Below are 14,402 nucleotides of genomic sequence, written 5' to 3' on the forward strand. Positions count from 1 at the left end.
TACAGTGCTAATACTTATACTCTTCACTTCCCTTTTTAAATATCATTTTTTCTAGCTAACAGAGTTGCAATTAGCAAATTCCTTGCAAATTGCTTACTTACTTTCCTTAACTTGACGCGTATGATCCACGCAACAATGCCAACAAGCCTTGACACAGTTTTTTATATAATTCAATGAATTTCCATCCAGTTATTACCTGCTCTAATTTCGGTTATAATCGGTACATCCATATTAGTAGAGTTTTCCATGATTTTTTTGATAATAGGCGTTACGAGTTCTACTTCATCCTCTGGCACTTCAAATAGTAATTCATCATGAATTTGCAGTACTAATCTGGTTTTAAGCTTATTTTTTTCTATTTCTTGATCTAGATTGATCATAGCAATTTTAATTATATCGGCATTAGTTCCTTGAATAGGAGCATTAATAGCTGCACGTTCTGCAAATTGTTTAAGCTTTTTATCATGAATTAGAGGTACAAAACATTTTCTGCCAAAGAAATTTATGACATAGCCGTTGCTACTTGCAAAAGCTTTTGTTTGCTCCATATATTCTTGTACTCCTTTATATTCGGCAAAATATTTCTTGATATATTTGGATGCTTCGTTGTTACTAACGTTTAATTGCTTAGCAAGCCCAAAAGCACTTATACCGTAAATAATACCAAAATTTATAGCTTTTGCTTTACGTCTATGTTCACTAGTTAGTTCATGTTTTTGCAAGTTAAAGACTTGACAAGCCGTTTGAGTATGGATATCGTCTTTATTAATAAATGCTTGTTTTAGTGTATCTATATTTGCGATATGGCTTAATATTCTAAGCTCAATTTGAGAATAATCTGCAGATATTAATTTATAGCCTTCTTCAGCAATAAAAGCTTGTCTGATTTTATTCCCCTCACTAGAGCGGATAGGTATGTTTTGCAGATTAGGTTCTTGTGAGCTAAGTCTTCCTGTAGTGGTAGAAGTTTGTAAAAATGTCGTATGTACTCGCCTCGTTATATTATCTATCTGTTTCAGCAAACTATCGGTGTAGGTATTCTTGAATTTTGTAAGTTGCCGCCATCTTAATAATAAATCTGCAATATTATATCCATGTTCACTAAGTTTTGCGAGTGTTTCAGCACCTGTTGAGTAAGAGCTTGCTTTAGCCGCAGCTTTACCAAAAGGTAATTGCATTTTTTCAAATAAAATCTCACCTAGTTGTTTTGGTGAGCCGATATTAAATTTAGTTCCACTAAGAGCAAAAATTTCTTCTTCAAGTATAGCTATTTCTGCTCCAAACTCAGCAGATAACTGATTTAGACAATTTGCATCTACTTTTATACCTGTTGTCTCCATTTTATCTAAGATAAAACAAATAGGTAAATCAATGTCGCTATACAGTCTAAAGGCTTTATTATCTTTAAGTTCTAATATAGTTTGCTTATAAAGTGAGATAAAATTTGCTACTATTCTTGCTGATTCATTTATTATATTATCCTCTTTTAAAGCTTCTTCAAATAAATTTTTCTGTGATAAACCGGCAGATAACGCATATTGCATTAGTTCTAAATCCTCTATAGCCGTAATTTTATTAGATTGGTTTGCATAAAATTTAAGCAGAGGTTTAAGAGAGTAGGTAATTTTTTTTATGGATTTATCGGTTAGTAAATTAAAGATTATATCTAAAAACCAGTCGTTATTATTATAAGAAAATAAATCATTAGAAGTATTAGATATTTTAATAATATAGCTTTGGTTTTGCAGTGATAAAATAAAAGCAAGATTATCTCCTTTATGCTGCAGTAAATATATCCCGAATATTCCTATTTTTTCAGCTTCTTTAGCAAAATTCGCAAGCTCGCCGGCATTATTGATTTCTTTTGCTTCAGTTACTTTATTATCTACTATCTCTTTGTGATCATTAATTTTAATATCAAATAAATTTTCTGCTCTTTTATATAAAGATTTAAAACCGTATTTCTGTAAAAATTCTGTTAATTTATCACTATTTGGAGGTAACCATTCTAAATTATTCAGCTGAAAATCTAAATCAATGTTAGAATCAAGTCCGATTAACTGCCATGAAATTAATGCAGCTTCCTTAGAATTTTGTAAAGTTTCACGTTGTTTTACGCTTGAGACTTGGTCTAAAGAGTTAAATATATTCTCTACAGAACCAAATTGTGTTATAAGACTACTTGCCGTTTTCGGTCCAATGGACGGTACGCCTGGAATATTATCCGATCTATCGCCTATTAAAGCCATCACTTCACGTAATTTATCCGAAGTAGTACTGAATTTTTTAACAACATCATCCTCTGTAATATATTTTCCTTTTAGAGGATCATATATTTTGATGTTCTCACTCATTAACTGTAATAAATCTTTATCGGAAGAGATGACAACTACATCTTCGCCGAGTGCGGCTGTTTTAGCGGCAAAGGTTGCAATAATGTCATCGGCTTCATAGCCGTTTTTTTCTAGAATAGGCAAGTTTAAGTTACTAGCGACATCCCGAACTAAGGGTAATTGTACGACTAAATCCTCAGGTGGAGACGGGCGGTTAGCTTTATATTCAGGATAAATATGATGGCGGAAATTGTTCCCGCCGCTGTCAAATACTACAGCGACATGTTTAGGCTTAAAGTCGCTCAGCAATTTTAGGAGCATTGAAGCGAAGCCGTAAAGAGCACCGACAGGCTCACCTTTCGGCGAAGTTAAAGGTTGTTGTGCATAATAGGCTCTAAAAACAAATCCGTATCCATCTATGAGCAATAAAGTATTTTTTTGAGTCATTTCGTGATTTTATTTTTAATTCTATCGTCATTGCGAGTGGATATTGCCTGCGTGGTTCGTCTTTCCGTCATTGCGAGGAAATTATGAAATAATTGACTAAGCAATATCAGGCGTTTATTATGACTTGTATGGGATTGCCGTGCAGCCCTACGGCTGCCCGCAATGATGGCTCGGTACCCACGTAGCAAAACCTCACAACCCCACTAGACTTTTAGCGAAATCATGTCGGTTGAATATTTTTAAGTCTTCTATCTTCTCACCTATACCGATAAAGTATACAGGTAGATTAAATTTCTGTACCACTCCGACAAGCACTCCGGCTTTAGCACTACCGTCGAGTTTAGTCACGATAAGCCCTGTCAAATTAGTAGTATTATTAAAATGCTCGATTTGGTTATAAGTATTTTGTCCTGTAATAGCATCAATTACTAAAATGCTATGAGTAGGAGCATTCCCGTCTAGTTTTTTTATAACTTTTACAATCTTAGACAGTTCATCCATCAAATTTTTCTTATTATGAAGCCTACCTGCCGTGTCAATAAAAAGCATATCGATATTTTGTTTTATCGACTCTTCCATAGCATGGTAAGCAACACTCGCAGGGTCAGCTGATTCTTCACCGGTAATAAGTAGTGCATTTGCTCTATCTACCCAACTGCTTAGCTGATTCACGGCAGCCGCTCTAAAAGTATCACAGGCCGCAACCGCTACTTTTTTCCCTTGTGCTGAGTACATGGCAGCAAGCTTACCTATAGTGGTGGTTTTACCTGCTCCATTAACACCGCAAACTAAAATTACGTTTAATTTATTTTCGTTTAGTGTAAAAGGAATTTCTGATTTTGATAGCTGCTGCTCTATTAATTCAGCTAGGGTTTCTTTTACTGTATCACTATCTATTTCTTTGTCAAATTTTACCTTTTTAAGCTCTTCAATAATATTAGTTACTACCGAAACGCTCATATCACTTGCAATAAGTAGTTCTTCAAGCTCTTCTAAAGTTTCTGTATCTAATTTTTTCTTGTAAAATATTTTGTCGATACCTTCCGATATTTTATTAGAAGTTTTAGATAAACTTTGTTTTAATTTACTAAATATCGAAATCATATTAGATAGTTTTTGTTTTATAATGATGTCATTCCCGCGTAGGCGGGAATCCAGTAAAACCTATAAAAACTTGTTTTTATAGGTTTATCAAGTATTATTTTAGAATAATTTATTATGGATTCCTGCTTTCGCAGGAATGACATAGTAAGCAATGGTGACTAAGTTACTTATCTCTTCTTCTTATTCTTGCTTTTGTTTTTATTTCCGTCAGTAGTTTTATTGAATCTCCCTAAATTTTTAACAAATTTTTGTAGTCCGTTAAGTTCCGTTCCATATGTCCTAGTATATTCACGTACTGTTTCTATATCTTGTCTATGAGAATCATCTATTACTACTACTGCCTGCATAGCATTATTAGCATCAAACGTAATTTTTACTATCTTCTGCTTTTCAATTTTTGGATTGAGCCAAGCTCTTTGAGACATCACTCTTTCAACATAATACCAGGTATTTTGGGAATATTCCGGTACCATAGTAGGTGTACCTATTAACTCTACGACTTCTGTTTTATTTAGTTTTTTAGACTCTAATTTTACAAGTGCCGAATCATCTATGGATTGTCCTCTATTTTCGATAGTTTTGCAGCCGCTTAAGGAAAAAAAAGCTAATATACTAAAAATGTATGTTATAAAAATTTTCATAAGTTTAATTTTATCTAGATTTTATTACAAGATTATAATATACTGCTTCACTAATTTGACAAATACTTTTTAATTTATATTTAGAGAGGCTAATAATGGCAGTTCCAAAGAAGAAAATATCAAAATCAAGACGTAATATGAGACGTTCACATTTAGCACTTGGCAAAGTTAACGTAATAGTTGACTTGCAAACCGGTGAATATAAACTTCCGCATCACGTTTCTTTAGTCGACGGTACTTATAATAATCGTCAAGTAGTAACAAAGAGAATTGAAACTGAAGAAGAAGTAGCCTAAAGATTTTATGACCTGTAAAATTATTGGTTGCGGCGGGTATCTTCCTTCAAAAATAGTTAGTAATGACGAGCTTGCAAAATTTGTAGAGACTAACGATGAATGGATTAGAACAAGAAGTGGCATCTCACAGCGTCATATAGCAGACGATAATGAATATACTTCCCATCTTGCTTTAAAATCAGCTGAAAAAGCTATAGCAGATGCGAGGGTGTCGGCAAATGATATTGATTTAATTATTACATGTACTACTACTTCCGATAATAGTTTTCCTTCTGTTGCTACTAAACTACAGGGCTATCTTGGTTTAACTAATATACCCTCTTTTGATTTACAAGCAGTATGTGCCGGCTTTGTTTATGGTTTACAAGTAGCAAATTCTCTTATTGCGTCCGGTAAATATAAAACTATTTTGCTTATAGGAGCCGAGAAAATGACCTCGCTGTTAGATTGGCATGACCGGTCTACTTGTGTTTTATTCGGTGATGGAGCAGGTAGCGTAATATTACAGCGTAGTAGTGATGATTCCGGATTAATAGATAGTAATATCTTTTCAAGCGGGGCTGATTATGAAATATTATACACAAGCGGTGGTGTAAGCATGAACGGTACTAGCGGGACAATAATGATGCAAGGTCAAAAATTATTTCGTCATGCAATAGAAAAAATGCAACAATCTATAGAAGATTTACTGCATGCTAATCAATTCAGTGTAAGCGGTATTGATTATTTTATACCTCATCAAGCAAATATCCGTATTATAAATAAACTCGCTGAACTATTAAATATAGAAGAGCATAAAGTAGTGAAAACCGTAGAAAAACACGCTAACTGCTCTGCTGCTTCTATTCCGCTTGCTTTAAGTACTCTCAAAGCATCAGGCAAAATAAAAAAAGGTGATATTCTACTATTTTCAGCTATCGGTGCAGGTTTAACTTGGGGCAGTGCATTAATTAGATGGTGAATATACTCGTTTTATTTCAAAAATTGTCGTCGTTGTTTAATATTTCTTGATCCTCACATATTATATATTTATATGTACGCTGCCAGTGATAAGCTTCAAAATCGATTCCTCTTTCCTACATTAAACTGCATTTATCTATTTATCCAAAGTATCTACTTGTATTATAAAAATGATATTTTTACCACATTTATTCATGAGTAATTGCATTTTATAATATTTTAGCCTTTAAACTAATAAAATAATGATATATACTAATTCACATAGCTTTTGGTTAGTTGAGTTTTGTAACTAGCTAGAATGAATGCAATATTAATAAATTATAATCTCAAGGAGTTTAATTATGAAAACAAAAATTACATTAGCTTTTCTTGCATTATTTGTGCTTGCAGGGTGTAATACAACAAAAAGAACACCACAAATGGATGGTATAGTGAATCAAGGTGAAGAAACATCATTAATGAAAGATTTCGAGAAACATGCAGGTAATGCTGTATGGTTTGCTTTTGATAGTTCGTCTTTATCTCCAAAAGCTAAAGAAGAACTAGAAAGACAAGCTTGCTGGTTATCAAAGCATCCTGAAGTAAAAGCTACTGTTGAAGGACATTGTGATGAAAGAGGTACCAGAGAATATAACTTAGGTTTAGGTGAAAGAAGAGCAGAAGCAGCGAAAAAATTCTTAGCTCATAAGGGAATCGACCATAGCAGATTAAATACAATCTCTTATGGTAAAGATAGACCTGCTATGATGGGTAATACTGAAGAGGCTTTTGCTTATAATCGTAGAGTTGTAACAGTTGTACATCACTAAAATTATTTACTGATTATAGTATCCTAGAAGTTCGAGTTTACTACTCGGCTTTTTTTTATTTATAAGTGGATACCAAATCGTCATTGCAAGCAGCCATAGGCTGCGTGGCAATCTCATGAAATAATAGCAGACTCCTGAGATTGCGTACGTACAGTTACTTTGTAATTTCCTCGCAATGATGAAAAAACTGATCCACATTGCCCTGTTTTTTAGACAATACCTCAAAAATATAAAAATTTTACTAGACTTAACTGCATAATAATTATATAAATTTCAAATGAAAAGGGGCTGTAGCTCAGTTGGTTAGAGCACGCCGCTCATAACGGTGTGGTCGTAGGTTCAAGTCCTACCAGCCCTACCACACAAATTCTTATTTAAATTCGTATTAGCACTGAATTTATAATGATTAATCTAAAAACACTGTCTTGGTATCTTACTAAATTATATTCTAAGTGTTTCTTTATTATATTATTTCTTTTAATCGGGCTATTAATTATCTCAAATATTTTTGATCTTTTGCAAAAATTCAAAAATATTTATGTTCCTTTTAGTTTTTTTTGGAGACTTATTTTATATAAGATTCCTTATTTACTAGATCAAGTATCTTCGTTAATCAGTTTTACCGCTATGTTATTTTTTCTTAGCAATCTAACAAAAAATAATGAATTAACAGCTATGTTATCTAGCGGTATTCATATTTGGCAAGTGCTTGTTATTCCATGTATTGTAACTTTAATTTTAGGTATAGTTTTTATGACTATATTGAATCCTATCGGTACTATAGGCTTACAAAAATATGAGTTATTAGAAGCAAAACTAACTAAAAAAGCCTTGAGTGAGGGTATAATATCTAAATCAGGTTTATTATTTTGTGAATCTTTAAATGATGCAAATCAAATTATCCAAACACAATTTATTAATGTTGCCGAGAAAAAATTAAATAATATTACAATTTTATTTGTTGATAGTAATAATGCTTTTTTAAAGAGAATTGATGCATTATACGGTATTATTGAAAATAAAATGTTACATTTAAATAGAGTTAAGGTTTTTATAAAAGAGGAAACTAAGGCTTACAATAATTTAACTATACAGACAAATTTATCAATTAATAGTTTAGTAAATAAATTTATTCGTCCTGAAATGGTTTCTATTTGGGCTTTACCTAAATTAATTAATGAATTATTAAATTCAGGTTTACCGGCTATTAATTATCAAATTTATTATTATAAGCAATTATTTAAGCCTATAATGATGATGGCAACCGTAATTTTAGCAAGTTGTTTTATTAGTCTTAAACAGCGCGATAATTCCCAAGAAAAAATACTGATATTAGGTTTATTTTTAGGTTTTATAGCATATTCGTTATCAGAAATATTATTAAAAATACTTACTTATAATAATTTGTCTTTAATTGCTGCTATTTTATTGCCTAGTATGCTAATATTTTTTATTAGTAACTTTATTATTTTACATTATAAGGAAATTTAATATATACTCGTTTAATTTAAAAAATGGGCTGCGTCGCTTCTCATTTTTGATCCTCACGTAGTATCCTACGCTGCGGTCAAAAATTCCGAGGCTTCTTGCTCTTGTCCAAATTAAACTTCGTCTAGAATTAAATTTTTATTTGCTATGGGCTTGTTTATTTTATTAACAGTTCCATAGAAGCGTTTTTAGAATTTAGAGAGAAAAAATAAAATGATAATGAAATTTTTGGAAGGTTTCTTTTCCGGTATGGCCATCGATCTTGGTACGGCAAATACTATTGTCTATCAAAAAAGTCGTGGAATTGTTTTAAGGGAACCTTCTGTTATTGCGTTAATAAAAAAAGACGGTGCTTTTGTGCCTTATGCTTATGGTCATGAAGCAAAAATGATGCTTGGGCGTACTCCTACGGATATTGAAGCAAAAAGACCTTTAAAAGATGGTGTTATTGCCGATTTTAAGGGTGCAGAGGAAATGATAAAGTATTTTATTAGAATGGTGCATAATCGTCGCTCTTTTTTTGGTCCGACAATTGTTATTTGTGTGCCTTCCGGTTCTACGCCGGTTGAGCGTCGTGCTATTCAAGAAGCAGCAGAAAGTGCAGGGGGTAGGGATGTTTATTTAATTGAAGAACCTATGGCGGCAGCGATTGGTGCAGGTCTACCCGTAACGGAAGCGACCGGTTCGATGATTGTTGATATTGGAGGAGGCACTACCGAAGTTGCAGTTTTGTCACTAGGGGGCATAGTATATGCAAGGTCGGTAAGAGTCGGCGGTGATAAGATGGATGAAGCTATTATCTCATATATAAGAAGGCACTATAACCTATTGATAGGTGAGGCTACTGCCGAAAAGATAAAGCAAGAAATAGGTACGGCTTATGTAGATGAAAACGCTGAACCGAGAAAAATGGAAATTAAAGGACGTGATTTAATTTACGGTATTCCTAAAGAAATGATATTGAACGAAAGACAAATTGCTGATAGTCTAATTGAACCGGTAAGTCAAATTGTTGAAGCGGTAAAAGTAGCATTAGAAGCAACGCCTCCTGAATTATCTTCAGATATAGTTGATAAGGGCATTGTGTTAACAGGCGGCGGCTCATTATTACACAATCTTGATTTTGTTCTTAGTGAAGCCACTAAATTGCCTGTGATAGTTGCAGATGATGCCCTCTCTTGTGTGGCACTTGGAACAGGAAAAGTACTTGAAGATTTTACAAAGCTAAAACATGTACTATTTAAACAGGATTAACAATGGCAATACTTGCAAATAGAGTAAAAAATTCTTCAAATTCATTAGAATTAATAAGCATAATATCAAATACTCTTAAGCGTTTTTTTGTTATATTTGGGCTTGGATTGTCTGTATATTTATTTTTTACTACGCCTAAAAAAATATCTAGTATATCACTTGAAGTAACCGGTCGTATAGTATCAACCGGTTTAGCAGTTTATGAAGATATATTTGGATATATAAATTCAATAACACAAAAATTTGTTTATTTTCAAGATTTAGAACGACAAAATATAGAACTTAAACTTGAAATAGCAAGATTACAACATTTGCAAAGTGAAGTCGAATCGGTAAGAGCTGAAAATATTGCATTAAAAGATTTGTTAACGATTGCTGAGGAAGAAGAATTTGAATACATTACTACTAAATTACTTAGTGTGTCCTTTAATCCCTTGTCTAGAACTGCTGTGATTTCTGCAGGTAAAAAGCAAGGCATTGAACCTGATCAAATCGTTGTTAATTCAGGAAAATTAATAGGAAAAGTAATAGAAGTGAGTAATAATTATGCTAAAGTAATGTTAATTAGCGATATTAATTCTAGAATACCTATTAAAGCTAATTCTTCAAGAGAACAAGGTATTTTAGCAGGTAATAATAATAATAGTAAAATTTTATACTTGCCTAACAATCACTTAGTACAAAAAGATGAGGAGATAGTAACCTCCGGACACGGTAATATTTATCCTGCAGGTATTTTAGTGGGTTATGTGTCTAAAGTTACGGAACATGATGTTATGGTAAATTTAGCAGCTGATCTATCTAAAACGGAATTTGTGCAAGTATTGTTACCTAAGGAATAATGAAAAAGGGTTATTTTGGCATTATTGCTGAATATATTTGTATAATAATCTATAAATTAAAATTTTATCAAATACTGCATCATAGAAAACGTTACTATGTCGGGGAAATAGATATTATTGCGTTACGTAATAAAGAAATTGTTTTTATCGAAGTCAAAGCAAGAAGCTCTAAAATTGATGATAGATTTGTATCGTTCAATCAGCAAAGGAGAATTACTAGGGCTGCTGAAATGTTTTTAAGTAGCAATGCTAAATATAGAAAATTATAATATCAGGTTTGGTTTGGTAATTATAAGGTCTTATAAATTACCTATAATTATAAAAAATGTTTGGTAATACTCGTTGTTGTTGTATGGCTCCGGCTATGCGGAAGGCATTGTTGCGTGGGTCAGTTTTTCCGTCATTGCTAGGAAATTACGAAGTAATTGACGAAGCAATCTCAGAATATTTGATGAGATTGCCACGCAGTCTACGACCGCTTGCAATGACGTGGTGGTATCCGTTTAACAAGGCTGGTAATACTCACAAACTTTGTGTATATCTATCCTTTATTTATTCAGAGGTTATTAATATGGCACTTGCTACTAAGATAAAAGAATTTTTAGAAGAAAAATTAAAACAAGAAAAAATAAATCGTAAATATCTTTCTGCAGTCACTAATATCCCTTATACAACTGTTAGCAGAATTATGAGAGCGGAAGCTAATCGTGAATTCAATCCTGAAATAGATACTATTTTAAAAATAGCACAATATTTTAATTGTACTATGGATGAGGTAATAAAAAGAAAAGTACAGCATAATTCATAAAGCTTGATGTAAGCGAATTTTGCATGACTCACCTGTACTCACTTAGTTTATCTACTGTTTTCGCAGGCTTGCATTTAAATTCATCTTGTCTGAATCTTTCTGAAATATGCTGTACCTACGAAATAAAACATAAAATATGACAATAAAAAATAAAGGACTGATTATAATTTTATCTTCCCCTTCAGGTACGGGTAAGTCAAGTTTAGCTAAAGCATTATTGAAAATAGATAATAATTTGCGTTTATCTATTTCGGCAACTACAAGAAAACCACGTTTAGGAGAAGTAGAGGGCATAAACTATTACTTTAAGACCGGTCTAGAATTTAAAGAATTAATTAAGCAGAATAAATTTCTTGAATATGCTAAAATATACGATAATTATTACGGTACGCCTAAAGAATATGTCGAAATGTTATTAAATCAAGACTTGGACGTTTTGTTTGATATTGATTGGCAAGGAGCAAAGAGCATTAAGAAAAATGCTACTAATGTTGTTGCTATATTTATATTGCCTCCTAGTATTGAAATACTGGAACAACGCTTAAGGAAGAGAGCGACCGATAATGCAGAAGCAATAAAATTACGTATGCAGTCGGCACAAAATGAAATGTCACATGCTAATGAGTACGATTATGTGATTACTAACGATGATTTCGGCCAGACGCTTAAAAAAATACATGCTATTATAGTTGCAGAACGAGAAAAAGATTTTTGACTTTATCACTTTTTCTTTTTATACTGAAAGTTAGAAGCTTAACTTCTAATTTTCATGGTATACTTGGTGAATTTCAAAAATTGGCTACGTCGTTCTACAAGATCTGCGGTGCTGAACGTTTAAGTGTATGCGCTCCGCGCCTCGCCTTGTGAACCGATTACTCTTTTTGAATTGTGCTTTGTTAGGACCAAGACAGTGCGGCAAAACTACCCTTTCTAAACAATTCGTAGCAGCTTATAATATTTCTAAAATCAATATTTTTGACCTTGAAAATCCTTTAGATTTATAGCAAGATTAAATGAACCGATGCTTGCTTTATCTGATCTAAAAGGGTTTGTTATTATCGATGAAATTCAGTATAAACCGAATCTATTTCCTATTTTAAGAGTTCTTGTTGATACAACTGATATTAAATTTTAGTACTAGGCAATGCATCAAGAGACTTCATTAAACAAGGTGCTGAAACGCTGGCCCGGTAGGATAGGCTATATTGCAATGACCCCGTTTGTCTTATCTGAAGTGTCAGGCACTCAAAAATTATGGGTACGCGGCGGATTTCCTTTATCATATCTTGCAGATGATGAAGAGTTAAGTACTTTATGGCATCAAAATTATATTAAAACATTTTTAGAAAGAGATATACCAAATTTAGGTTTTACAATGCCGTCTATGCAGTTACGTAGGTTTTGGTTAATGCTTTGCCATTATCACGCTAATATATTTAATGCTTCAGCACTTGGCAATGCTTTATCTATCATCATACCGCAAAGCATTATTTAGATATTTTAGAAGGAACTTTTATGATCCATGTTTTGCAGCCTTGGTATAAAAATCTTAAGAAAAGACAGGTTAAAACTCCTAAAATTTTTTTTAGAGATAGCGGAATATATCACACTTTATTAGGGTTACATAGTTATGAAGCATAAAATACTAATCCTAAAATCGGTGCATCACGGGAGGGATTTGCTTTAGAACAAATTATTAGATACTATAAAGCTGAGGCTGAGGAATGCTATTTTTGGTCATCTCATAACGGAGCAGAAATAGATCTTTTAATTTTTAAAAATGGCAAACGTTTAGGTTTTGAAATTAAATATACAAATACACCGAGTATTACAAAATCAATGCAAATATCCTTAGAAGATTTAAAGCTTGATCAAATTAATGTAATATTCCAAGTGATATTAGCTTTAAATTGTCAGAACAAATACAGGCAATAGGTCTCTCCTGCTTAATTCAAAATGATACAAGAGATGCAACTATATAGTTACAGCTCTTAGAATGTTACAGTATTTCACATCCGCATTTTGTAGCACATTTGCCGGCAAGTTTTGTTTGCTGAGCTTCTTCATAATCATTATGCATTTGATTAAAAGTCTGATCGACTGTTAAATGTGGTGTGCCGGTAGTTACCATACTTGTCATAGGTTTAGATTTTATTTCCTGTGATAAAGTGGTTGTTCTAGCTTTAATTCTTTGTAATGCTGCTAATGTATCCATATCATTACTTTGTTTACTCATATTTCCTCCTATATTTTAGTTGTTAAATTTTATCTTATCCACACGTGATTTTGTTTTTTTTGTTGAACTTGATTACTTTGCTTAACTTGGTAATTTTTTGTGGTAGCTATTGGGTGATTTAAAGAATCTTTTATTCTACTTGCTTCACGTTGAGTATTAATTTTACTACATATATTTTTACGTATATCTTGATCTTCACTGCTTAAATTTTTATTATTGACTATTGCTGCCTGTTGGTTATTGAGTAAAGAATGCTTCTGTTTAAATGCTTGATGTTTGTTAGGATCTATAGTATTTTTTGATTTCTCTATAGCATCTCCAAGCTTATTTATTTTTTCTTGGTTTTCTTGATGAAATACCTTAACACTTTCTATTTCTTTTTGAACGTGCTTTTGAACTTTTCTAACTTCTTTTACTACAGTGTTTTTCACTGCTAGATTTTCTTTCTTTACTTTTAAATTCTCTTCTAACGCTTTAATTTGTTCAGGTAATAAATTTTTATCTTTTAATTTCTCAGTTAAATCATTAATCTCTTTTTCTATAATCTCTTTTTCTTCATTAGTTTTTTTAAGTATTATATTTACTTTTTCTTGTTCCTTTTTAAGTGCTGCAAATTTTTGTCTACGCTCTTCTATTTCTTCTTTAGTTAAAATATTTTTATTAATCGCCTGTTCATCGATGATCTCTTCTCCCATTTCATTTATTTTAACCATTGCTTCTATAGGAGGAGATAATTTGTTATATTCTTCTAATTTGCTCTTAAATCTATCATGAATAGCATTAAGTTCCTGAATTTGTCTTGCAGCTTCCATTTTATATTGTATTATTGCTTCTGCCCGTTCTCTTTGTTTTTCTAACTGTTCTAGCGTTTTTTGAGTAATGTCAGAATTAAGCTGGCTTTCTGCTAGTTCTTGCTTTTTTAATGCTATCGCCTCTACTTTTTCTGCTATATTATTAATAAAAGCACTATCAGATTTAATATTTCGAGCTGCACTTACTAATTTACTTAACTCTGCAGGATTATTAGTAGCAGTAATTTGAGCAAGAATAGCTTTGATATCATTAAGTGCTTGAGGATCAGTGATTTTTTCTTTTTGTGGATATTCTTTATTTGTAATTTTACTCACAATAACCTTTTATGTGTGTTTCCATCATCCAAAAAACGTTAACAACAATTAATAATT

At 32.2% G+C, this 14,402-nt stretch carries 14 protein-coding genes, 1 tRNA gene and 1 pseudogene; 11 read left to right on the plus strand and 5 right to left on the minus strand.

Annotation, left to right across the window (positions count from 1 at the left end; genetic code table 11):
- Positions 1–170: 170 nt before the first annotated feature.
- From polA to ACKTSD_RS01990, 3 genes are all read right to left on the minus strand, one after another.
- Positions 171–2,780 (minus strand): DNA polymerase I, encoded by a 2,610-nt coding sequence (polA, locus tag ACKTSD_RS01980; protein WP_412707775.1) that lies wholly within the window; start codon positions 2,778–2,780, stop codon positions 171–173.
- 192 nt (positions 2,781–2,972) lie between these two features.
- Complete coding sequence (gene ftsY, locus ACKTSD_RS01985) at positions 2,973–3,884, minus strand: signal recognition particle-docking protein FtsY (protein WP_412707776.1); 912 nt, start codon at positions 3,882–3,884, stop codon at positions 2,973–2,975.
- 167 nt (positions 3,885–4,051) lie between these two features.
- A complete protein-coding gene (locus ACKTSD_RS01990; RefSeq protein WP_412707777.1) occupies positions 4,052–4,525 on the minus strand; it encodes an outer membrane protein assembly factor BamE in 474 nt (157 codons plus the stop codon).
- 95 nt (positions 4,526–4,620) lie between these two features.
- On the opposite strand from ACKTSD_RS01990, the gene rpmF reads away from it, so the two are divergent.
- From rpmF to ACKTSD_RS02050, 11 genes and pseudogenes are all read left to right on the plus strand, one after another.
- The gene (rpmF, locus tag ACKTSD_RS01995; protein ID WP_412707778.1) at positions 4,621–4,821 is read left to right on the plus strand and encodes a 50S ribosomal protein L32; all 201 of its coding nucleotides are present in this window, start codon (positions 4,621–4,623) and stop codon (positions 4,819–4,821) included.
- A gap of 7 nt (positions 4,822–4,828) precedes the next feature.
- Positions 4,829–5,782 (plus strand): beta-ketoacyl-ACP synthase III, encoded by a 954-nt coding sequence (locus tag ACKTSD_RS02000; protein WP_412707779.1) that lies wholly within the window; start codon positions 4,829–4,831, stop codon positions 5,780–5,782.
- Between the two features lie 340 nt (positions 5,783–6,122).
- Positions 6,123–6,590: a peptidoglycan-associated lipoprotein Pal gene (gene pal / locus ACKTSD_RS02005; RefSeq protein WP_412707780.1), complete on the plus strand. Its 468-nt coding sequence runs from the start codon at positions 6,123–6,125 to the stop codon at positions 6,588–6,590.
- Between the two features lie 284 nt (positions 6,591–6,874).
- Positions 6,875–6,951, plus strand: a tRNA-Met gene (locus tag ACKTSD_RS02010).
- A gap of 41 nt (positions 6,952–6,992) precedes the next feature.
- Positions 6,993–8,081 carry an LptF/LptG family permease gene (locus tag ACKTSD_RS02015; protein ID WP_412707781.1) on the plus strand — a complete coding sequence of 363 codons (1,089 nt, stop codon included), beginning with the start codon at positions 6,993–6,995 and terminating at the stop codon, positions 8,079–8,081.
- A 210-nt stretch (positions 8,082–8,291) separates the two neighbouring features.
- A complete protein-coding gene (locus ACKTSD_RS02020) occupies positions 8,292–9,332 on the plus strand; it encodes a rod shape-determining protein (RefSeq protein WP_412707782.1) in 1,041 nt (346 codons plus the stop codon).
- Positions 9,333–9,334: 2 nt separating this feature from the next.
- On the plus strand, positions 9,335–10,174 hold the full coding sequence (gene mreC / locus ACKTSD_RS02025) for a rod shape-determining protein MreC (protein ID WP_412707783.1): 840 nt from the start codon (positions 9,335–9,337) through the stop codon (positions 10,172–10,174).
- Positions 10,174–10,443: a YraN family protein gene (locus tag ACKTSD_RS02030; protein ID WP_412707784.1), complete on the plus strand. Its 270-nt coding sequence runs from the start codon at positions 10,174–10,176 to the stop codon at positions 10,441–10,443. Before mreC ends, ACKTSD_RS02030 begins: the two co-directional genes overlap by 1 nt.
- Before the next feature lie 302 nt (positions 10,444–10,745).
- Positions 10,746–10,982, plus strand: a complete 237-nt coding sequence (locus tag ACKTSD_RS02035) for a helix-turn-helix domain-containing protein (RefSeq protein ID WP_412707804.1) — start codon at positions 10,746–10,748, stop codon at positions 10,980–10,982.
- 136 nt (positions 10,983–11,118) lie between these two features.
- Positions 11,119–11,697 (plus strand): guanylate kinase, encoded by a 579-nt coding sequence (gene gmk / locus ACKTSD_RS02045; RefSeq protein ID WP_412707785.1) that lies wholly within the window; start codon positions 11,119–11,121, stop codon positions 11,695–11,697.
- A gap of 127 nt (positions 11,698–11,824) precedes the next feature.
- Positions 11,825–12,964 (plus strand): annotated as a pseudogene (locus tag ACKTSD_RS02050) (ATP-binding protein).
- A 17-nt stretch (positions 12,965–12,981) separates the two neighbouring features.
- On the opposite strand, the gene ACKTSD_RS02055 reads toward ACKTSD_RS02050, so the two are convergent.
- On the minus strand, positions 12,982–13,218 hold the full coding sequence (locus tag ACKTSD_RS02055) for a hypothetical protein (protein ID WP_412707786.1): 237 nt from the start codon (positions 13,216–13,218) through the stop codon (positions 12,982–12,984).
- Positions 13,219–13,247: 29 nt separating this feature from the next.
- Entirely contained in the window at positions 13,248–14,345 is a 1,098-nt protein-coding gene (locus tag ACKTSD_RS02060) for a hypothetical protein (RefSeq protein ID WP_412707787.1), read from the minus strand.
- Between the last annotated feature and the right edge of the window lie 57 nt (positions 14,346–14,402).

Origin of the sequence: Candidatus Rickettsia kedanie, from assembly GCF_045865205.1 — a bacterium.
Taxonomy (GTDB): domain Bacteria; phylum Pseudomonadota; class Alphaproteobacteria; order Rickettsiales; family Rickettsiaceae; genus Rickettsia; species Rickettsia australis.